Source organism: Desulfovibrio desulfuricans (assembly GCF_024460775.1).
Classification (GTDB): Bacteria; Desulfobacterota; Desulfovibrionia; order Desulfovibrionales; family Desulfovibrionaceae; genus Desulfovibrio; species Desulfovibrio desulfuricans_E.
Window position 1 is genome coordinate 1 of record NZ_JANFYZ010000070.1, and the last position, 265, is coordinate 265.

At 43.0% G+C, this 265-nt stretch carries 1 protein-coding gene; it reads left to right on the forward strand.

What is annotated here, in order from left to right:
* Positions 1 to 265: peptidase U32 family protein (locus NE637_RS15435; RefSeq protein ID WP_256267812.1), on the forward strand; the 265-nt coding region annotated here is incomplete at both ends.

The window sequence follows — 265 nt, forward strand, 5'->3', positions numbered from 1 at the left end:
TGATCATTGCAGATCCGGGAGTATTTGAGATTGCCAAAGAGATATGCCCCGAGATAGAAAGGCATATAAGCACTCAGGCAAATAATACAAATTATGCAACCTATAATTTCTGGTATAAACAGGGGGCGAGTCGAGTCGTATCTGCCAGAGAGCTGTCGATGGAAGAGCTAAAAGAACTTCGGGCAAATATTCCGGAAGATTTGGAAATCGAGACGTTTATTCACGGGGCGATGTGTATCTCTTATTCGGGAAGATGTCTTTTGAG